This window comes from Streptococcus oralis (assembly GCF_015561235.1).
Classification (GTDB): domain Bacteria; phylum Bacillota; class Bacilli; order Lactobacillales; family Streptococcaceae; genus Streptococcus; species Streptococcus oralis_BK.
In genome coordinates, this window is record NZ_JADMTC010000001.1 from 1377156 (window position 1) to 1398642 (window position 21487).

Annotated in this window: 23 protein-coding genes; 2 read left to right on the plus strand and 21 right to left on the minus strand. The window is 40.9% G+C overall.

All coding sequences use genetic code 11. From position 1 onward, the window contains the following. Positions 1-46: 46 nt before the first annotated feature. The 5 genes from nrdI to I2H52_RS07085 form a co-directional block, all read right to left on the minus strand. Positions 47-514 carry a class Ib ribonucleoside-diphosphate reductase assembly flavoprotein NrdI gene (gene nrdI / locus I2H52_RS07065; protein WP_045617832.1) on the minus strand — a complete coding sequence of 156 codons (468 nt, stop codon included), beginning with the start codon at positions 512-514 and terminating at the stop codon, positions 47-49. Between the two features lie 77 nt (positions 515-591). Next, the gene (locus I2H52_RS07070; protein WP_045617834.1) at positions 592-1125 is read right to left on the minus strand and encodes a hypothetical protein; all 534 of its coding nucleotides are present in this window, start codon (positions 1123-1125) and stop codon (positions 592-594) included. 58 nt (positions 1126-1183) lie between these two features. Further along, on the minus strand, positions 1184-2470 hold the full coding sequence (locus tag I2H52_RS07075) for a response regulator transcription factor (RefSeq protein WP_045617835.1): 1287 nt from the start codon (positions 2468-2470) through the stop codon (positions 1184-1186). Between the two features lie 11 nt (positions 2471-2481). Then, entirely contained in the window at positions 2482-4152 is a 1671-nt protein-coding gene (locus I2H52_RS07080) for a sensor histidine kinase (protein WP_195594834.1), read from the minus strand. Next, positions 4130-4744: a YesL family protein gene (locus I2H52_RS07085; RefSeq protein WP_000514460.1), complete on the minus strand. Its 615-nt coding sequence runs from the start codon at positions 4742-4744 to the stop codon at positions 4130-4132. Before I2H52_RS07085 ends, I2H52_RS07080 begins: the two co-directional genes overlap by 23 nt. A 133-nt stretch (positions 4745-4877) precedes the next feature. Between I2H52_RS07085 and I2H52_RS07090 the strand changes: the two genes are divergently transcribed. Continuing rightward, entirely contained in the window at positions 4878-5447 is a 570-nt protein-coding gene (locus I2H52_RS07090; RefSeq protein WP_084852791.1) for an MptD family putative ECF transporter S component, read from the plus strand. Between the two features lie 174 nt (positions 5448-5621). Here I2H52_RS07090 and dltD read toward each other — a convergent pair whose 3' ends face one another. The 16 genes from dltD to tsaB form a co-directional block, all read right to left on the minus strand. Then, positions 5622-6794, minus strand: a complete 1173-nt coding sequence (gene dltD / locus I2H52_RS07095) for a D-alanyl-lipoteichoic acid biosynthesis protein DltD (RefSeq protein WP_195594835.1) — start codon at positions 6792-6794, stop codon at positions 5622-5624. A 47-nt stretch (positions 6795-6841) separates the two neighbouring features. Further along, positions 6842-7996: a D-alanyl-lipoteichoic acid biosynthesis protein DltB gene (gene dltB, locus I2H52_RS07100; protein ID WP_195594837.1), complete on the minus strand. Its 1155-nt coding sequence runs from the start codon at positions 7994-7996 to the stop codon at positions 6842-6844. Positions 7997-8156: 160 nt separating this feature from the next. Then, the gene (locus I2H52_RS07105) at positions 8157-8849 is read right to left on the minus strand and encodes a methionine ABC transporter permease (RefSeq protein WP_195594839.1); all 693 of its coding nucleotides are present in this window, start codon (positions 8847-8849) and stop codon (positions 8157-8159) included. Between the two features lies 1 nt (position 8850). Further along, the gene (locus I2H52_RS07110) at positions 8851-9912 is read right to left on the minus strand and encodes a methionine ABC transporter ATP-binding protein (protein ID WP_195594841.1); all 1062 of its coding nucleotides are present in this window, start codon (positions 9910-9912) and stop codon (positions 8851-8853) included. Then, the gene (locus I2H52_RS07115; protein ID WP_195594844.1) at positions 9905-11278 is read right to left on the minus strand and encodes a M20 family metallopeptidase; all 1374 of its coding nucleotides are present in this window, start codon (positions 11276-11278) and stop codon (positions 9905-9907) included. Before I2H52_RS07115 ends, I2H52_RS07110 begins: the two co-directional genes overlap by 8 nt. A gap of 99 nt (positions 11279-11377) precedes the next feature. After that, the gene (locus I2H52_RS07120) at positions 11378-12232 is read right to left on the minus strand and encodes a MetQ/NlpA family ABC transporter substrate-binding protein (protein ID WP_195594846.1); all 855 of its coding nucleotides are present in this window, start codon (positions 12230-12232) and stop codon (positions 11378-11380) included. A 154-nt stretch (positions 12233-12386) separates the two neighbouring features. Continuing rightward, the gene (locus I2H52_RS07125) at positions 12387-13229 is read right to left on the minus strand and encodes an amino acid ABC transporter substrate-binding protein (protein WP_049536862.1); all 843 of its coding nucleotides are present in this window, start codon (positions 13227-13229) and stop codon (positions 12387-12389) included. A gap of 103 nt (positions 13230-13332) precedes the next feature. Then, positions 13333-13656, minus strand: coding sequence for an AzlD domain-containing protein (locus I2H52_RS07130; protein ID WP_033605725.1), 324 nt, complete (start codon positions 13654-13656; stop codon positions 13333-13335). Continuing rightward, a complete protein-coding gene (locus I2H52_RS07135; RefSeq protein WP_080980337.1) occupies positions 13646-14341 on the minus strand; it encodes an AzlC family ABC transporter permease in 696 nt (231 codons plus the stop codon). The genes I2H52_RS07130 and I2H52_RS07135 overlap by 11 nt, the downstream gene beginning before the upstream one ends. 139 nt (positions 14342-14480) lie before the next feature. After that, positions 14481-15089, minus strand: a complete 609-nt coding sequence (locus I2H52_RS07140; protein ID WP_045617846.1) for a hypothetical protein — start codon at positions 15087-15089, stop codon at positions 14481-14483. 192 nt (positions 15090-15281) lie between these two features. Next, complete coding sequence (locus tag I2H52_RS07145; protein WP_045617847.1) at positions 15282-16508, minus strand: MFS transporter; 1227 nt, start codon at positions 16506-16508, stop codon at positions 15282-15284. 70 nt (positions 16509-16578) lie between these two features. After that, on the minus strand, positions 16579-17244 hold the full coding sequence (locus I2H52_RS07150; RefSeq protein WP_045617848.1) for a CPBP family intramembrane glutamic endopeptidase: 666 nt from the start codon (positions 17242-17244) through the stop codon (positions 16579-16581). Positions 17245-17359: 115 nt separating this feature from the next. After that, the gene (locus I2H52_RS07155; RefSeq protein WP_045617849.1) at positions 17360-18223 is read right to left on the minus strand and encodes an XRE/MutR family transcriptional regulator; all 864 of its coding nucleotides are present in this window, start codon (positions 18221-18223) and stop codon (positions 17360-17362) included. A gap of 102 nt (positions 18224-18325) precedes the next feature. Next, a complete protein-coding gene (gene tsaD / locus I2H52_RS07160) occupies positions 18326-19336 on the minus strand; it encodes a tRNA (adenosine(37)-N6)-threonylcarbamoyltransferase complex transferase subunit TsaD (RefSeq protein WP_195594848.1) in 1011 nt (336 codons plus the stop codon). After that, entirely contained in the window at positions 19326-19763 is a 438-nt protein-coding gene (gene rimI / locus I2H52_RS07165; protein WP_195594849.1) for a ribosomal protein S18-alanine N-acetyltransferase, read from the minus strand. Before rimI ends, tsaD begins: the two co-directional genes overlap by 11 nt. Beyond that, positions 19760-20443: a tRNA (adenosine(37)-N6)-threonylcarbamoyltransferase complex dimerization subunit type 1 TsaB gene (gene tsaB, locus I2H52_RS07170; RefSeq protein ID WP_195594851.1), complete on the minus strand. Its 684-nt coding sequence runs from the start codon at positions 20441-20443 to the stop codon at positions 19760-19762. The genes rimI and tsaB overlap by 4 nt, the downstream gene beginning before the upstream one ends. Before the next feature lie 810 nt (positions 20444-21253). On the opposite strand from tsaB, the gene I2H52_RS07175 reads away from it, so the two are divergent. Continuing rightward, positions 21254-21487, plus strand: coding sequence for a DNA-dependent RNA polymerase subunit epsilon (locus I2H52_RS07175; RefSeq protein WP_000639572.1), 234 nt, complete (start codon positions 21254-21256; stop codon positions 21485-21487).

Genomic DNA, 21487 nt, shown 5'->3' on the forward strand with positions numbered 1-21487 from the left:
CATAGAACAAAACTCTAGCTTAACTCTAGCTTAGAAAATCTTCCTCTTACGAAACCTCAAGCTCGTAGAGCTCTGCAATGATCCCAGCAACCTTCTTGATATCTCCCAGCATACCACGCATTTCAAAATCAGCCAAAACTGGGAAACCAAAGCGCTGACTGTACTGCTTGGCAGTCAAACAGTATTGGTTATTAAAATTGCGATTACCAGATCCCACTACGCCAAAACACTTACTAGCATTGTCTCCATAGGCGATAAAGTCACCCACTGGAGTCGTAAGAATCTCAACATCGCCGTTATCGACACCATTTCCACCTTCCAGATAGGTCGGCAAGAAAGCGACATAGGGATGTTCCATTTCAAAGAATTCTTGGCCTTCCTTGACCAAATCCTTGATATGGATTTTTTGGACCTCAATTCCCTCATACTGAGACAAGAGATAGTCCTTGAGTCGGGTTACAAAACTCTCTGTATTCCCACTCAGACTGATATACACTAGGGATATTTTTTTCATGTTGACCTCGATTTTTTGTTTACGATTTAAAAAAGAACTACCAAGATTGTAACTTGATAGTTCTTTTTTGTCAATACTTAGGCAACTTCTTCTGCTTCGACTTCTTCGGTCAAATCCTTTTGCTGGCGCCACATCTTGTAAAAGACTAAGGCTAAAAAGAGAACATTGATAATGATGAACAAAATATCCGTCCCTTTTGCTAATGCTCCCATTCCTAGGACGAGGGTAGAATCTTTGATTAATTGAACCGCATCTTGAACGTTCATATAGCTATAAACCAAACCAACAATCGCTAGTAGAACATAGCCAATATAAGCATAGTTTGCGAATTGCACATTTTTACGTAGGAGAAATACAAAAGCTACTACAACTAAAATTGCAGATAAAACAATCAACAACATATTAAAAATAGAGTGCGATGACGCTGTTACTTGGTAAGTATAGTTGACTGTGTCTTCTAATTGCTGAGCAGTAAGCATCCCGCTATTCGCCAGGCTAGCACGAAGCACATCTTTACTTGGCAATGGACTCAAGATTCCAAATAATGACATAGATGAAATGAGGGCTGATAGGACTAACAAGACCCAAAGATAAATAGGATTCTTTTTCATGTTTTCCTCCATAAGATATTTTGAACATTATAGCATTTTTTGTACAGGAATACAACTTTTACAAGCTGGTTTCAACTTGTTTCCGATAAGCTTTCGGTGATTTTCCGCACAATTTACGGAAAACCTTGTAGAAATATCCAACATTACTATAGCCAACTGCATAGCAAATATCTTCGATGCTATCACTGGTCGAAAGTAAGAGTTGCTGCGCCGCCTTAATTCGCTGTTTATTGAGCAATTCCGCAAAGGTTGAATTGGTTTCTCTCTTGATTAGCTGACCGAGATAGACAGGATTGATAAAGAGATCCTTGCTGATATCCTTGAGCGAGAGCTCTTTCTGATAATCACGCCCAATCACCTCCAGAACGCTCACCACATTTTCATTCATGCGGTACTGGCCAAAGAACTTGGTCAAGGTTTCTTTGATATAGGCAACCAATTCTTCAAAGGAGTTAATGGCATGGATGGCTTTGACAATCTCGGTCATATCATCTGCTTTTAGGTGTTCAAACAAATGAAAGACGTCCATGACAAACTGAGTGAAAAGTTGCTTCGTGATGGCCACTCGCGGAGTATTCTCCAAAACAACCTTCTCTAGTAGGGTTAATTCTTCGATGATTTGATTGATATTCCCTTGGATAATCACCCGATAAATCGGCTCGTAATAGGCAAATAAACTCTCGGATTTTTCTAAATTAACTGAACCGTAGAAGAGGGCTTTTTCAGCATTAATCTTCCAATTCTCAAAGGACTGCTGGAAGGGTGCTTCAAATGGCGTCACGACGATGCCATCTAGTGGCTGATCAGAGATGAAAATCTGCCAGTCTTGCCCCAAAACATAGTAAGGAATGGTAAAAGACCCCTGCTTTTCCTTTGAAAGTCCTATCCACCAGCTGTCTTTACCTGACAGGTAGTTCGTAAATCCTGTCTCATCCAATTCTTGACTAAGGGTCTGACTTTGCTCCACCTTTTCCTGAAGCTGTTGCGCAATTTTTTCTAATAAATTGCCCAACTCTACCTTGTCTACTGGCTTGACCAGATAATCCACGACACTAAGGTTCATGGCTTTTTTGACGTAGTCAAACTCCTGATAACCAGACAGCAAGATATAATAGGTATCTGGAAGTAGCTCTTTCATTTCCCTAATCATCTCAAGTCCGGTCTTATCTGGCATGTTGACATCGGAAATGACCACATCTACTGGATTTTTCTTAACATAGTCCAAAGCATCATCTGCGTGATTAGCTGTTGCGACGACTTGCATATCCCATTTTTCAAAGGGGATTAATCGCTTGAGCCCCTCTGTCACCATGTACTCATCGTCTACTAATAAAACTTTATACATTTCTACCCTTTCTATTCATCCTGGATAGTGATATGGTAACGAACACCTTCTTGCTCAGCTGACTCTACACTGATTTGGTAGCGATCCCCAAAGTAGAGAACAAAGCGTTCGTGTACATTTACTATTCCAATTGATTGCCGCTCCCCACTATAGCTTGCTTCGTGTTCAAAACTTCTCTGAGTTAATTTTTCTTGCAAGCTAGCTAGTTTCTCAGCGGGCATTCCTCGACCATTATCTACTACTAGGATTTCAACGAATCCTTGGCCCTTCAAGGCTTTGATACTGATGACATTATCTGTTCTGCGATGATCAACACCATGGGCAAAGTAGTTTTCTACTAATGGTTGGAGTGTAAATTTTGGAATTCTCATTTCTTCCAATTCTGGTGCAATCTTGAAACCATAAGCAATGGATTTAGGATAACGCACCATACAGAGATAGCTATATTTTCGGCAGAATTCCAACTCTTGCTTCAACGTGGTTTCCCGCTCGTCGGAGATATTGTTGCGTAACAAGCTACTAAATTCATAGATAATATCTGCCAGTTCATCCTGACTTTGCATGACGGCATACATCCGTAAAAACTCCAGAGTATTGTACATAAAGTGAGGATTAATTTGAGCCTGCAGAGCTCGCATATTGGCATCTTTTTGACTGAGCTCTAGCTGATAGATATCGTGGATATTTTTTTCCAGGCGATCCAACATATCATTGGTTGTTTCTGCAATGAGAAGCAACTCTTGGTCTTTTTCAGAGGTATCGATTCGAAGGCCTTCTTCTCCTTGAGCAATCACCTCTATCGAATCTACTAGGTCTACGACTTGTTTTTGGTAATTTGAGAAAGTCTGTCTAAGGGTCACGTACAAAATGATGATAAAGAGGATACTTAGCCCAATAATGATAGCTGAACTCGTCAAAGTTCCAGTAAGAACAAAATTTTTAGGAACAGCAGCTCGAACCTGATAACCGTGAGAGGTGACACCTACAAACCAGTTTTCTCGCTCGGCTGATACCTTCTCCCCAATATGGAACATCTCGGTCTCAAAAGGAGAAGTTACTGTTACAGCCATCGGGATATGGCCCCTTGTATTGTCAATAGCGCCATGGAGAACATCTGGCGATAAGGAGATATAGATCACTCCTAAATCCTTGTCAGACACAGGATCAGAAACGGGAATGGCAAAACTGTTGGCTGTCGGCTTAAAATCCTCCGCAGGGACTTTCTCCCCGCTGCGTTTTTCTCTAGTCGAAACATACACTTCCTTATAGTCCTGAAGGACAATAGCCACTCCAGTCACAAAATCATTCCGAACATAGATATTATCAATATTTTCATACAAGGATACAGAAATATAAGGCGAAGTTTTACGCTCTAATTGCCAGTAGAAATAGTCTGGGGTGCTAAGACTGAAATACTTGTAAATCCCTTCGATGCGGGCCTGATTTTCAACCAAAGACTGAGCAAGTTGGGTTGACTCTCTGTGATAATATTCCACTTCACTCACTGTCCGAGTGGTCACACGTTCTGCAACCCGTTGGGCTTCTTTCTCACGTGAATCCCAGTCAGCATACGATAGCATAATCGCAAAACTGGCAATGACCACGATCATAACCAAACTATAAATCCGTAAAAGAGAGTGAAGCCAAAACTGCTTCATTCTATTTTGTCGCCAATTTTTCATGGATACTTTCATAAATAGGTTCCAACATATCACTGATAAAGAAATGCCACATTCCAATTCCTACAAAAAAGAGCAAGGCAGGCATATAATAACCAACTCCTACAAGGAGAGCTGACCCGAGTAAAACCTTGGCAATCGCAGGTAGGCTCATGAAAATCCCGATAAGGGACAGTTTCAAGGTATTTTGGTAGGATAAATCAAAGTACACCTGAAGTTTCAAGGAAACAGTGTAGGCTAGAAAGACAAGAGCCACTACAAGGACATTGAGAAAGGTCGCCAAGAGGTGGAAAATCGTCTGGTGGGGCAATTGAACTAGAAGATACAGACCATAAACTAGGACAAGATCCACAAACACAAAACTATAGAAAGCTAGATTACTCTTGACAAAATTGCTCTTATACAATTCCCAAGCTTCCTTCAAATGGTATGCTCGATAGGTATACCCATGCTCCGCATACAAACTCATAAGAGTTGCACTAGCTGGTGCCAAACCAAAGACCACTCCTCCTGCTAGTGTTAATAGCCAGAAATAAGCTGTCGCAATCATTCCCAAAAAGATACGATTAAAGACGAATTCTAGAAATTTTCCCATGTTACTCTCCTTAAACTAACAATGTAACCATTATATCATATTTCAAGCGTTTTCAAAAATATAGAGTTTCCATTTACAATCCTCAAAAAGCGTGATACAATTGGTTTTGTTAATTCGCATCAAGGAGTTTCTCATGAAGAAAAATATCTTAACCACCCTCTTAGCCGCCGTCCTCTACTTTCTCTGTGTGGGGATTGGAGTCTTCCTAGGACACCTGGTCGACCAGACAGGCAATATGTTCTACGCGCCTGCCTTTTCTGCCCTTGTCGGTGGCAGTGTCTACATGCTTCTTTTGACGAAGGTCCCTCGTTTTGGCGCTATTACAACTCTAGGACTTTTTATGGCACTTTTCTTCCTAGCTAGCAAGCATGGCGCTGGTGCCTTTCTCCCAGGACTCGCCTGTGGTCTTGCAGCAGATGCCATCGCTCGTCTCGGCAACTACAGAGATCGAATCAAAAACACCCTATCCTTCCTCGTTTTTGCTTTTAGCACAAGTGGTCCTATCTTCCTCATGTGGATCCGTCCCAAAGCTTACGTGGCCACCTTACTCGCGCGTGGAAAATCCCAAGAATACATTGACCGTATCATGGTCGCTCCAGAGTTGGACAAAATCCTTCTCTTTGTTTCAAGCATCCTCCTAGGTGCCTTGATGGGGGCTGTGGTTGGGCAATTTCTAAGTCAAAAAATAGCTGATAAACTATAAGGTAAAAGCCCTGAAGACTAGCTATGCCTAGTTCCAGGGCCTTTTTGTATACAATCTTAGAATTCACTATAGATAAATTCTTGAATATTCGAAAAATCGGTCACAAAACAGTAAATCACGATGCTCAAGATAACCGTATAAAAAAATAGTGTCCACAAGATTAAACGATGTGTGTTAGTTAGCTTGGTTTGCAAATTTGTAAAGTTCTTTTTCAACTTCCATCCATCCTTTCACTCCAACGTGCATCACGTCAAATAAAAAGTAATCATCATACTCTCTGTTTCCATAGTTTAATACGGTTGCACCATGGCTTTTTGCGACATCTTCTATTTTTTTATAAGTTTTTTCTCGCATCTCTCTTGAGACACCAGTATAGTCATTCCATTTCCCGTTTACTGGGAAAATAATAACCTCAACTTCAATTCCCAATTCCTTAGCAACTGTCAAGAAAAGTTCCATATCTGAATATTCAGGTGACTCTAGGTAGCTCAAATCTTTATTGGAATCTTTTAGCGATGCATAGCGATCTTTTAAGTAAGTATTGTAGTAGTTATTATCAACAGCATAGTCATTATTGTCTGTTTTCTTTTTGACCTCTTCCACAAACTGATCCATCATCTTTTCCCAATCATAGTCTGGGGTTTTGTCTCCTAGCGAAGGATAATCTGATTTGGCATGTTTTTGATAAAAAGTCTGTTTGAGCTTAAAGGAATACATCGCGTTTTCAAACTCTAATAGTTTTTTATCAACAATGGTTCCTTTTCCATCTATGAAATAACTTTTGTATTTTTTGTAGATGTCATTTTGTTGCTTGTTCCCCTTGGTAATCTCGATAATGCGATTGATTAGTTTTTCTTTCGTTTCTTTACTAATCTTGTCATTATCTAGCATGTGGAAAATATGTTCCTGAGAAGCCTTGTTCAAAAAGGCATCTTGATGGGTCCCATCTTTTTCAAACCACTGAACCGACTCGACTATAGCTACTTTTCGCTTACTCATAGATCCTTCAATAGAGCCCAAGGTCGTAGCCTGAATGATGTTTTGAGAATAACTAGTCCCAATCTGCATGATATTAAAATCGTTGTAGTTAAAAATTTTATTTGGATGATAGTCTTCATTTATCGTCGCAACCAACTCTGAAGAACCCATTAGAACCAGTGTATTGGGGGTGATATTGCTTGTTATAATATCTCTACTTTTATACTTTTCATACGAGGTGCTATAACGAATACTGTTATCCTTGACTTTATAATAATCATCAATCTTCTTGACATACGTCACATTTAAAAGGGCAAGCGTCGCAATTACGAGCACAAGCGATAGTAAAAATGCTTTTAATTTAATCATCTCGTTTTATCCTATCCCTTCGGTCTGGCAGACTTCTTTTCAATCTCTTATCTCTTTAAAATCGTAAGTAAGATTTTATAGGGTTCACCTGAAAAGATAAAGAAACCAATCATAACCAAATTCATGGTTACAAACCAACTTAGTAGCTTATACCAGTTTTTATTTTTATTTTTCTTATAAAAATTGCTTTTCTTTTGATACACTTCAAATCCAGCCATCAAGACACCATGGTAAAAACCATAAAGAATGTAGCTAACACTAAGACCATGCCAAAAACCCATGACCAACATATTGACCATATAGGCATAGGTTGCATTGTGTAGCCTGTTTTTAAACCATTTTTTCCTGATAACCTGCATCAATACTCTTGAAAATACAAAATCTCTCAACCAGGTCGACAAGGTAATATGCCATCTAGTCCAGAAATCCTTGATATCAACACTCAAGAAAGGTTTGTTAAAGTTCATCGGTGTCTGAATACCTAGAATATTACTACTTCCAACGGCCATTAGACTATAGCCTGCAAAGTCGAAGAATAGATACAGGGTGTAAAGGTACATATATTTAATTGAGTAAACGACTGTGCCAGTATTGCTTAGAGCGAGTAATATCTGGTACACATAGGTTGACAAAACAACCTTGTAAAGAAGGCCTAGAACGATACGATACACACCGTCCCCTGCTAATTCTAGATACTCTTTTCGAGGCATGACATCGTTTATCTCTTTTAAAAATCTCCTACTCCGATCAATCGGACCAGCACTAACTGTTGGAAAAAAGAGCAAAAACTGTAAATAATCTTTTACACTGATTTTTTCTTTAATCAAGCCATCCGATATTTCTAGCATAATCTGAATGGTCTTAAAGGACATGTAAGAAATTCCAATAAAGGCCAACAAATGCAGAGAAGTCAAGGCAAAGACTTTATTGATCACCAAAGGAAGAATGGAAAGAAAAACCAGTGGTTTCAGTCGCTTTGCTTCTATCCTCTGTGCTAGAAAAACTAGAGAATATTGGTAAATGACAAAGGCGAGTAAATAGACAATCATTGCTCTACTCTTGCCATAAATAGCTCCTGCAAATAAGAGGGAGAGCGCCAAAATATAGTAGTCCTTACGTTTCTCAAAAAAGTTTACCACAAAACCAATCAATAAAACTGCAAACAAGAGAAGGAAAAACTCATTCCCCTCAAAATAATTCATACCAGACAAACTCCTTTACATTATCATCCCTCCTACAGCAAACTTTCCGATTTGCTAATTGAGAGGCCTTTCTTTATTATAGCATATTTCTAAAAAGAAACTTTACTCTTCTTGCATTTCGGTAAGAAAACAAAAAGGAGTCTCGTTGGGCTCCTTCCATTTATTTATGACTTAATTTCTTGGTCAAGAAATCTCCCAAGAACTGGATTGCAAAGATAATCAAGATGATAATGATAGTCGCCAAGATGGTCACATCGTGATTGTAGCGGTTAAACCCATAGGCAATGGCCACGTTACCGATACCACCAGCACCAACCGCACCGGCCATGGCTGTTTCCCCAACAAGGGAAATCAAGGTCACCGTCGTCACACGAATCAAATCTGGAAGACCTTCTGATAGGTAAACACCCACGATATCCCAGAAGGTCGCTCCGCTCGCTTGAGCCGCCTCAATGACACCGCCATCCAGCTCAGCCAAAACAACCTGCACCTGACGGGCAAAGAAGGCAAAGACTGCAAAAGAAAGGGGGACAAGGGCTGCATTTGGCCCGATACTAGTCTTCACAATCAAGTGAGAAAGTGGCGACATGATTGCCAAGAGGATGATGAAGGGAACCGCACGAAAAATAGAGGTAATCTTGTCTAAAATCCAAAAGATAACCTTATTTTCCAAGACACCGCCTGGTGCTGTCAAGACGAGGAAAAGACCTGCCACCAGCCCCAAGAACCCTCCGATGATGAAGGAAAGAACTGTCATATAAAGAGTTAGGTAGATAGCCGTTCCCCAGCCTGCTTGACCAGCCCAGCCCATTTTATAGACATTTGGTAAGTAAGTTTGAATCAAGTCTGTCATCTTACTGTTCTCCCTTCAATACTTTTAACTGGACACCCGCTTGACGGATGGCATCTTGAGCACCTGCTAGCGCTGCTTTTTCACCTGACAAGACCACAACCAATTCTCCAACAGGAGTGCCATCGAGAATTTCGATATTTCCATAAAGGATATTAGCCGTTACTTGGTAACGCTTGTACAATTCATTCAAAAGTGGCTCGTCTGTCGAAGCCCCTGCATACTTGAGCTGCACTAAGATACTGTTCTCAGATAAGTGCTCTACGATTTCTTGCTTCTCAATCTTAACCATTGCTTCATCAATACCTGTCGCTGTTGAGATAAAGTCCTGAGTCAAAGGTTGTTTGGGGTCTGAGAAGATTTCAAGAACACTGCCTTCTTCAATCAAACGGCCATCCTGCATGACTGCCACACGATTGGCGATGTCTTTGACAATCTGCATTTCGTGTGTAATCAGGACAACGGTCAAGCCTAATTTTTGGTTCAAATCTTGCAACAAGGCTAGGATTTGCTTGGTTGTCTTAGGGTCAAGAGCAGACGTTGACTCATCTGAAATCAAGATTTTTGGATCATTGGCCAAAGCACGTGCAATGGCCACACGCTGTTTTTGCCCACCAGATAGTTGAGAAGGGTAGTTTTCAGCACGGTCTGCCAAGCCAACCAAGTCCAACAACTTAGCAACTTTTGCTTTCTTTTCTTCCTTGCTGAGTCCAGAGTGTTTAAGGGCAAAGGCTACATTTTCCTCTGCTGTTTTTTGACTCATGAGGTTGAAATGCTGGAAAATCATCCCGATATCTTGACGTTTGCGACGCAACTGCTCTGCCGTCAAGGTCACCTTACCATCAAAAATCACATCGTCGTCAATGGTAATTTTCCCTGCGGATGGTTTTTGCAGGAGGTTAATCACCCGGACTAGAGTGGATTTTCCTGCTCCAGAATATCCAACGATTCCGTAGATATCCCCTTCTTGGATGTGAATGGTCACATCCTTGACTGCTGTGATGGTTCTCTTCTTTTGGTGAAAAGTCACATCGATCTGATCTAACTTGATAATATCTCTACTCATAGCTTCTAATCAGCTCCTCTACTAATTCAATATGGGTGTAGTAATCGGCGATCCGCACGTTTTCATCTCCACCGTGGTCTCGGCTATTGGCATTCCCTAAACCGAAGGCTACCATAGGTACCTCTAGGGCGTCAAAGACCGTATGCATAGGTCCTGTCCCTGCTGTAGTCGGCAAGACTGAAACGCCCTGTGGATAGAATTTCTTGGCCAACTCGATCACATTGAGAATGGCAGGTGCGCTCATATCGCTTCGATAGCTCATCTCTCCCAAGGTATAGTATAATTCTACCTTATCAAAGCCATTTTTGTCTAGCTGTTTCCGAATTTTTTCCAGAACATCATGCGGTTCTAGGCCAGGAACCAAACGAACCTCTAGCTTAGCACTGGCTTCTGCTGGCAAAATCGTTTTAACCCCTTGCCCTTGATAACCAGACTGGATTCCTTCGATATTGAGAGCTGGTTCAAAAAAGAATCGTTTTAGAAAAGCAACGCGCTCCTCTTGTAAGAGAGGCAATTCCAAGCCGTAAATGCGACTGATTTCCTCTGGACTGCCTTGTGCATAGGTATCCACCAAAGCTAGTTCCCGTTCATTCGGCTCTTGAACATCCTCGTACAAGCCCTCCACCAAGATACGACCATCTGCTGCACGCAGACTACTTAAGGCCTGGATAAGATACCACGGCGCTGACTCCACGACACCACCATAACTCGAGTGGATATCCACATCCGCACTTTTCACCTTGGCATCAAAGGTCACGATTCCCTTGTTTCCACCAGAAATTTCTAACTGCTCCAAGGCATTTTTAGTTCCTTGCTCCCAAACCAGCAAATCTGCTCCACGGAGTTTGTCAGCGTGTTTCTCTAAATACTTATCTAAATCCATAGAAGCAGACTCCTCTGCCCCTTCCATGATAAAACTGATATTGACTGGCAGGTCATCATGGTGCTGCATATACTTTCTCAGAGCACTCAAACGAGCCGTGATATGGCCCTTGTCGTCGTCAACCCCACGTCCATACATAAAGCCATTTCGCACAGAAAGGGTAAAAGGATCCTCTGTCCACACCTGGTCACCATCCGCCGGCACAGTGTCATAGTGGTTATAGAAAATCAAGGTCTTGGCATCCGGACGCGAACTCTTGAAATGTGCCATGACAAAAGGCGCCGTGTAGCTCTCATCAATCTCGACTTCAGCTCCCACACGCTGGAAAATCTCACCCAGATAGTTTGCGACTTCCTTGAGCCCGACCCGCTGGGCAAAGACTGATTTCTTGGAAATTAAGGTGCGCAAGACTTCAAAATAATGCTGGGCTACATGATCCTTTTCAAATTTTTCAATCTGTTCTTGTTCGCTAGAAAAAACCATATTCTCTCTACCTTTCTATGAACCTATAGTCTTTTTTACAATCCATGCTCTATACAAAAGCAAGAGGTGGAATTTTCTCTCCCACCTCCCTGTTTCTTATTACCAAACTGGTTGATCCAAACCGTCTGATGTTTCTTCGATAACTTTTTTCACTTCATCAGTGTGGTAAGCTGCGATAATTTTCTTGATGGCATCAGCTTTAGGTGATGATTCCCAATCTTTTTTCGCAACGATGATGTTGTACCATTGTTTTGAATTTTCATCAGCTTGTTCTTTGAAGAGTGCTTTCTTGTAGTCCAATTTTGCTTCTGTAACGAAGGTATTGTTTACAACGGCAGCATCAACTGATGACAATGAACGAGCTGTTTGGCTAGCGTCCAATTCAGTAATTTTCAAGTTCTTTGGATTTTCTTTGATGTTAGCAACTGTTGCAAGTGCAGTTCCAGAAACATCCAATTTGATCAAGCCAGCTGATTGAAGCAAGTAAAGCGCACGGCTTTCGTTTGTTGCATCGTTTGGTACGGCAATTTCACCATTATCTGGGATTTCTTCCACTTTGGTGTACTTGTTTTCTTCTCCATTTTTACCTGAGTAAAGGCGGATTGGTGAGATGTACGTATCTGCAATCGCTACAAGATCTTTCCCGTTTTCTTTGTTCCAGTTGTTCAAGAAGTTGTAGTGTTGGAAAGCATTCAAGTCTACTTCGCCATCAGCAGTTGCTTTGTTTGGTTGAGAGTAGTCTGTGAACTCTGTGAATTCCAATTTAATACCATCTTTCTTCACCAATTCTTGAACTTTATCCCAACGTGCTTCTTCAGAACCGCTACGGTTAACTGTTGCAATTTTAACAACTGTTTCACTGTCTGCTTTCTTTTCTGAATTTCCGCAAGCTGCAAGAGCCAAACCTGCGACTGTAGCAAGCGCTGCTACACCGAGCCATTTTTTAATTTTCATGATTCCATCTCCTTTAAAAATAATACCGTAATAGTATCTCATACTTTATTTGATTTCGCAAATTGTTAATAGATAGGAAGACCTATAGTTTGAAACTATATACCTAAAAATTGAGAAATCATCCGCCTTTCTCAGACTGGATGATTTCATACGACTATTTAATATCAGCTTCTGCTGGTAGGTAAGTGTCCCCGAAGAACTGTTTAGACAATTTTTCAAGTGTTCCATCTTTGTAGAGTTCTTGGATGCGTTTGTCCACAAATGATTTCAACTCATCTTGACCTTTAGCAAGTAGTGGGTAAACATAAGGTTGTTGGTCGCTTGGAAGTTCGATGACTTTCAAATTGTCCAAACCTTGGTTTTTGATAACTGTCTCAACACCAATCTTATCAAAAATCTTGTAGTCAAATTGTCCATCACTCAAACGAGACATGATTTGTTGGAAATCTGCCTTGGTGTAGTTAAGAACCGTTGGATTGTCTGCATGTTCTGTGTTATATGCTTCCAATTGTTTAGCTGAGGTTGTTCCTTGAACGACTTCAGTAGATTTTCCACCGATATCATCGAGCGATTTGATGCTATCGTCGTCTTTCTTCACAACGAGAACGTTAGGGTTTTTAGCAGTTGGAGCTGCGTAAAGGTATTTTTCTGCACGTTCTTTGGTATAGCTAAGGTTGTTAACAGCCATTTGATAACGGTCACTATCAAGTCCTGGGAAAATCCCTGACCACTCTGTCTTTTCAAACTTGACAGTATACTTGTCTGAGTCTTTAAAGATCGCGCGAACCACTTCAATCTCGTAACCAGTCAATTCACCATTTTCTTCATAGATAAATGGCTTTGGTGAACCGTTAGTTGCTACGACGATTTCTTTTTTACCTGATGTTGCTTCACCTGATGCTGCATCTTTCTTATCTCCACCTGAGCACGCTGCTAGTAGACCTGTGGCAACAAGCCCTAGGGCAGCAAGAGATGAATATTTAACGATTTTTTTCATGTCATTTCCTCCAAAATAGAATACTGTATTATCTTAACAAAAAAAAGAAATTTACGCCATTATATGATATCTATATCGGTGATAAGTTTTTTCTATGACTGATTTAAAAAACCAAACGCAAGACTGCAACCAAGACCACTCCAAAAAGAACCGTACCCACTAGATTGCGGTAGCGAAAGGCTACCCAAGCCGTTGGAAAGACTGCTAAAAAGTCCAGCCATTTGATCTGAGGAAGGCTGCCAACCTTGCCAGTCACTACGCTTGAAAGGATCAAGGCAAAGATAATGGAAACAGGCAAGAACTTCAAAAAACGCTCAACGATAGCTGGCAACCCCTTGTACTTAACCAAGATGAAGGGAATCATGCGGGGAATCCAAGTCACTAGGCCTGAAAAGATAACGGCTAACAAAAGATATTTACTGACCATCTAAGACCACCCCCATGGTACAACCTAGCAAGGTCGCAAAAAGAACAGCTAGCGACTGAGACACCACTGTCAAGAGCAAAAAGAAGGACACCGCAACAACGGCTAGGATCAGCAGCAGATTCCGTACAGGAACCCGTCTTTGCATAATCTGAAATTGCGAGGTAAAAATCCCGATAAACATCCCAACAAGGGCAAAGTCTAATCCAAAGACCTCAGGATTTGGAAGAAGCCCACCTAAAGCTGTCCCCGCAACTGTCCCAATAAACCAGGCTATATAACTATTGAGATTGTTCCCGTGCATCCACATAGGATTGACCTTGTCTGTATGGGCTAATTCTCCCATCAAAACCCCATAGGTCTCATCTGTCAGGAGACTGGACATGCCGATATTTTGCCAGAGACTAGTATGACGGAAATAGGTCGATGCATGTAAGCTCAGCAAAAAGAGTCGCAAGTTGATCAAAAAGACCGTCATAGCAATGGCTGCGACAGGCGCTTGTACCGCAATCAGTGCCAACATGGCAAACTGGGCGCTCCCAGCATAAACAAAGAGGCTCATCAAGCCCATCTCAACAGGTGTCACATAGGGCGCGCCAATAATCCCACAGGCCAGTCCGATACTGACATAACCAAGGGCCGTTGGCATGGCTGCCTGTGCACCTTCCCAGAATCCTTTTTCTTTCATCTTCTCCTCATATTCTCTCCAATTGAGTCTGTTCGTCATCACAGCCACAGCACGGACTATTATAACATATTCATAAAAGAGAAAAAAGTTTAGAGTTTGAAACTAGTAGCTCGCAAACATTGTAAAAAAATTTTCCTGCTTATGGATACATGAGAAATTGATCCACTCGAATCATATACTTATTGGCTTCAGTTTTTTCAGCATATTCATCTTCTGTCGGATAGACATCGACCCAGAGTTCCCACTGTTGTCCTTTCAATTTGATCTTGTAACGATAACCGTCATCGTATAGTCCTACCGGATCAGTGGTCATAGACTGGTAATCTGGAAGAGCTTCAAGTTCTTTTTTTATAGTCTGGGATAGATTGTTGAGCACTGCTTGTTGCTCCCCTTTTGAAGCTACAGGAATATGAGCTGTCGCTTCTTCCAAACGATGCGATTTTGAAAATGTGAATCTTACTCGACCTGTATAGCCCTTCAAAGAAATATTTTCGTAATCATAGAAAAGGCGGCCTGTTTTATAGAAATAAGGGTCTTCTGCACGCCAAGTATCGCGATAGGCCATTTCCTCTTCTTCCACCACTTGGCTAGCCTCTCCAAATACTTCTTCAAAGGATTTAACAGGCATACCGAAAGAAAGGGATTCAAACAAGACCAGTTGCGTCTTTTTAAAATTCTGGCAAGCTGGTAAAAGCATGAGTAAAGCTCCAAGAGCAAGTAAACTACTGATTATTTTTGTAATTTTCATATATATACTATACAAAAAAACTCTAGGATTGACAAACTTTGATAGAGTCGGATTCCGTGATTGGATTCTAAAATTGCTTTTCATTTAAAGTAACAATGGACTGAGCAGGGACTATTATTAGATATTGGAGATAAGAAAAAGACTGGGAAGCCAGCCTTATCGTATGAACAAAAGTTAAATCAAAGTTCCCTACTAAATGCTCTCACGAATATTCAAGAGCATGACAAATGCGGTTAGGAGTAATAGCAATAGAATAAAGCTGACCGCTAGGGTCCCAAAACTTGTAGCAATCGTTACGAAAACGATTGTGAATAGACTCGGTAAAACAACCGTAATAGCACCAATAGAGGATTGAACCGCTCCCATTGACTCCTCAGGTATTTGTTTAAAGACGAGTTCTTGCAATCTAGGAGAGAGTAAACCTGCGATGAAGGCATCCAAGGAGCTGAAAAGCAAAATCAAACCAAAATGAACTGTGGCAAATCCTACTAGAAGGAGTAACTGGATGACGACCGAGGCATATAGAGCTGTTTTGATAGAAATCGTATTTTTCAGATAGCCACTTACAAGACTTCCAACAATAAGTGCTAACAATTCTAGTGTTGATAACAAAGCGAGTGATTGACCGGTTTGTAAATTCAAAAACGGTTGGATTCTTAAAAAAAGAGTCGAAATAGGAACAGTGACATTGATCACCGCTTGGCTGATAGAGACAATAAATAAAATGAAGATTACTCTATCCATATTCCAGATCAATTTCGATGATTGGAACAAATGCTGGCAAAACGATTTTATAGAAAGACCTTCTTGATAGCTGATTGTTTTTTCAACTTTCAAAAGATCATTTTTTATGAAGAGAATACCTACAAATGCTATCAGAAACGTCAGAGCGTTTAGCAAGGAAATGAACTGAATGGAAAGAATTCCTAGTAAAACCCCTCCTAGAATATTACTGATTGTCCGAACTAAACTAACTGTTGATTGTTTAAAGCCAATAGCTTCTGTCAGATGTTCTTTCCCAATGATTCTTATAAAAATAGGAGTTAGCATGGCTCCTGAAAAGTAACTCAATGTATCCGACAAGAGATTCATTAAACAAATAAAGAATACGAGCCATAAGGAAAAGGACTGCCCTGAAAGCGAAAGTGCCACTATAGAATAAAGTACAAATTTGACAAAACTAATAACCGTATACTTGAGAACACGCTGGTGTTGAAAGTCAGCCAAAACTCCCATAAAGATTTGCAGAACTTGAGGAACAGTCTCTGAAATCGTAATGAGTAAAATCGCCAAGGGGGCAAACGAAGCGTCTGCCACATAATTCAAAAAAGCAAGATAAAAAATCGTATCCCCAACCGTTGAAATCCACTGGTTGATGGTTAATTGCCTAAAATCTCTATTTTGAATAAATACTTTCATCGCAACTCCTTTTTGAGTTCAAATGGGAAGTTCTCCCCAAGGATAGACCGATATTGCTGAGCACCTAAAATTACAGCAACGGTAAAATTTGACCAATGCCATTGTAGACTATGTGCAGTCCAATAGGCCAATAAATGGACTTTGTCACTCTAAATAAGACTGCAAATATGAAACCGCCACCCATATATACGAAAAAGTCTGTCAAGACCCAACCGTGGTTACTAATGTGCAAGATTCCAAATAAAGCAGCCGAACCGAGCACATCCAGTCCCCATTTCTTTCCTTTTTCCAGAGCGGTCATCACCAACCCACGATAAATTATCTCTTCAAAAATAGGACCTGCAATCACAGGATAGAAAAAATACATCAAAAATGCTGTAGCTCCTGTAAAAGTAGGAGCAGCATGTTGATAAGAAATTTCATTTCGAGTAGGTGGTAAAAGAAAAAAGGTGACGAAATTCCAAACAACAAAAGCAAGCAGAGCTAGGAAGGAATAGAAAAGATAGGATCTTTTAAACTTTCTACTGTTGTTTTGTTGCCATTTACCTGACCAAACCATAACAATAATAGCAAGCAGAACCACAAGAAAATTCAACAGCATATCCGACAAATAATAGGAAAAGTCGGATAGACCAGCAGCAAGATCGGTATGTAAAAGCAAACGAATGAAGAACTGGTCAGCAATGACAAGTAGAACAGCTATAAAAAAGTAGTAGCGTGAGATTATCTTTTTCATTTTATTTTCTCCTATACTATGAAATAAGGATAGTATAACACGGAAATCACCACATTTTAGTAAATCGCATATTTGACATTTTTTCTCATAGAAATCTCTCATTTGCGATAGTGGATTAATCGATAAGTTCTTTATATTGCTGTAAGCGTAGTTTAAAAAGGGCTGTTAATTGGGGATTTTCTAATACTTGCAGAGATTGGATAAAGTGTTCAATCTCACTTTGATTACTTCCCTTAGTTTGGAGGAAAACACTCATTTTCTTTAAAAACTGCCACAATAATTTCTCAAAAACATCGTACGGACGCAACATGCTCTCCAGCTCAGCTTCAAAGATTGGTATATAGGAAAAAAGTTTGCGTTCCATTAGCTCTGAGATGATATTTAACAGCCCTTGTTTCATATACAATCGATTGTGTACCAACTCTTTAAATTCCTTTGATTTTTCAAGCAAAGAGGTTGATAAAAAGATTAGGTCTTGATTGCTCAAGAAGGGCATGGTATTGCAAAAGAGATAGAGTTCAAACCAGGTCCATGACTCGATAGCATAGAGATAGGTGGTCAAAAACTCGCTATCTTCCTCTACCAGCGGATAGTTTTTATCCAAGGAATGGATGGCATCTTTGATTACAATAGCATTCAAACGACGATAGGTCTGCGCCATCTGTTCTTGCTCGACTTCCTCCAACAGTTGCTCTAAGCCAGCAATATCTTGATGGGCAAAGCGATCCACAACCCTTCTACCGATTCGCATATGTGGGGATTCTTGATAGTTATTAAGCTTGTGTCCAAACTCATCGAAGGTCACATTTATCCCTTGGATAGCTAGTATCAGTTTATCTGCAGACAGCATAGACTGTCCCAGTTCAAACTTGGATAACTGGGATGCTGTCAGGCCCTCACAAGCCACATCTGACTGCTTGAGTTTTCTCGCCAAACGTAATTCCTTGTAAAATTCTCCCAACTCCATTCTCTCAATCATCTGACCACCTCCTAATTTTTACATATTATATCATCATTCTTACAGATTTGTCAAAATATTCTGACATTTCTTGTAGTTAAAAAGCCAGCTCAAGCTGACTCTTTATTCTATGGTATCAAAAGCGAGACTTGGTTTGGCATTGAGATCCAGGCCTGCGAAGTTTTCTTTGTTCCACTCGCTAACACTAGCATAGGCAATCATACCCGCATTGTCTCCGCAGAGGCGTAGAGGTGGAATGATAACCTTGACATCTGTGATTTCGGCTGCCAAGCGTTCTCTAAGCCCTTTATTGGCCGCCACACCACCTGCGACAACAAGGGTTTTAACAGGGTATTTATCTAGGGCTTTCTTGGTTTTTGCCATGAGAATATCCATGACAGCTGCTTGGAAGGAAGCACACAAGTCCTCTGTAGACAGGCTTTCTCCCTTTTGCTCAGCATTGTGGTGAAGATTGATAAAGGCAGACTTCAAGCCTGAGAATGAAAACTCCAGATTGTCTTCCTTGATCATAGCCCGTGGGAAATCGTATATATCCTGACCTTGATGGGCCAACTCATCAATCTCGCGACCAGCTGGATAGGTCAAGCCCATGACACGTCCGACCTTGTCATAAGCCTCCCCAACCGCATCGTCTCGTGTTTCCCCAACAATCTTGTAATCGCCAGCCTCAGAAACATAGACCAACTCCGTGTGCCCACCACTGACCAAGAGTGCCAACAAAGGAAACTCCAAAGGCTCCACACTCTGAGCCGCCATGAGGTGGCCAGCCATGTGATTAACAGGGATAAGCGGAAGGCCGTGAGCCCAAGCAAAGGCCTTGGCAGCTGACAAACCAACTAGTAGAGCTCCAACTAATCCTGGCCCATAGGTAACGGCAACGGCTGTAACATCTTCTTCTCTAATCTCTGCTTCTGCCAGCGCCTCCTCGATACAGGCTGTAATGACCTCCACATGGTGACGACTAGCTACTTCTGGCACTACGCCCCCAAAACGTTTGTGGCTCTCGATTTGACTAGCAATGACATTGGACAAGAGCTGGTCGTCATTTTTTAAGACAGCAACACTGGTCTCATCACAGGATGTTTCAAATGCTAAAATATATCTATCCTTCATCTACTTCTCTCTTCATGATAATGGCGTCCTCGACTGGGTCATGGTAATAGGCCTTTCTCTCAGCGATGACTGCCATCTTTTCTTTCTTGTAAAATGCTTGCGCTCGGTGATTAGATTTTCTGACTTCTAGGAAAATCTCTTTATCTGTCGGCAGTGTCGCAAACAAGGCTGACGCAATTCCCTGACCCTGATAGTCTTTCTTGACAGCGATTTGTAGGACTTCTGCTTCAAAGAGATTCTCCTGAACAGCTAGAAATCCAATCACTTCTACCCCATCATAAGCCAGAACATACCAAGTCTGATCTTGGAACAGGTCTGCTTGGATTTGTTCCAGCGTCCACGGGCTGACTAGGTAAACAGCTGCCATAACAGCATAGATAGCTTGAGCCAAGTCAGGTCGCTGTTGGATTCGTTTGATCTCTATCATAGGCGTTTAATGTAGGACTCGCCAGACTCGGTATGATTCTTGAGCCAGTTTTCTTCGGCTTCGACACGCTTGAGGTAATTTGGCACAAAGTCATGCAAGGAATTTGCTTCCTTATCCCAAGCCCACAAAGCTAGATTAGCTGCATTTGGCAAGGTTTCTTGGTAGCTAGCTTGTGGCAGATGCTCTTGGATTTGTTCCACAAAGGCTCCAACTTCTCCAACAAAGGTTACCTGTTCAGCATTCTTGACCTGCTCTAGCACTTCCGCAAAAGACAGGTGCGCTTCTGGAAAGACTGACTGGGCATTTTCGTAAAATCCTGCATAAACATTATTGCGGCGGGCATCCATGACAGGAATGACCAAACCTTCCACCTGTTTTGGGATTAAAGCCAGCAGACTAGACACACCGACCAGCTCAATCTTGAGGGTATGGGCTAGAGTCTTGGCAGTTGCTACCGCAATTCGCAAACCCGTGTAGCTACCTGGTCCCTCTGCCACCACGATACGGTCCAAGTCCTTGGGTGTCCAATCCAAACTTGACATCAAAAAATCGATGGCAGGCATGAGGGTAATACTGTGATTTTTCTTGATATTAATCGTCATCTCGGCAAGAACCTGCTTGTCCTCTAAAATGGCTAGAGAAAGAGCCTTGCTGGACGTATCAAAAACTAATACTTTCATAACACATTCCTATCTTTTTGTCTGCTTACTATTATACTACAAAAGCTGACGCATGGGAATTTTCTTTGTTTCCAAACAAAAAAGACCTGCCACTTAGACAAAGAGGAAGGCAAAAAATAAAAAAAGTTCTAGCTTTTTCCTATTTTTTTCGAATATATAAGTGAACAAGGAAATTGAAAGGATCTTCGTAAGAAATCTGGATAAGTCATGCTAGATAAAAAGCACATTTTTAGAAGGATGAATGTTATTTTCTTCATCTCTTATAGTTTGCTCATCATTCTCAACGATTTAAACATAATCGTTACACCCTTACCAGTTGATTCATCTGTTTGCATTGTTTTCTTTTTATGTTTTAACTCGATTTTTGCTGAGAAAAAAGAGGGAATTAAAGACAGCAAATTCTTTGACTCTTTTAACCATCAATGTTAAAATATAATTGCACACTGGTAGGAAATGCAGGTTGAATCTTTGATTCTTCGGGTTGCAGTACTACCCCTGAAACTTTGGTTTCTAAAGAACTGAAATTGCGATTGAATAATTCGCCCCCAGTGTTGTTAGTAGGCTCTTGACTTCGGTTAAGGGCTTTTTCTTTTTTGCTCAAAACAATTTTATTTCATCTTGTCATCCAAGTTTTACGCTTTTGTCAGCCTTTACTTTCTCATTTTCCGTCTTTTACTAATTTTTCATTTTATGGTATAATTGAAATAATTGTAACGAATCAAGGTCAATCTAGACACAAAATGGAATGAAATCAAGCAAATCTCTACTAAAAGTTTGGAATAAGCTGACCTGTAAATAGAAAGGAACTATATGATTTACAAAGTTTTTTATCAAGAAACAAAAGAACGTAGCCCACGTCGTGAAACAACACGCGCACTTTACCTAGACATCGATGCCAGCTCAGAACTTGAAGGCCGTATCGCTGCTCGCCAACTTGTCGAAGAAAACCGCCCAGAGTACAATATCGAGTATATCGAACTCTTGTCTGACAAATTGCTAGATTACGAAAAAGAAACTGGCGCTTTCGAAATCACGGAGTTCTAA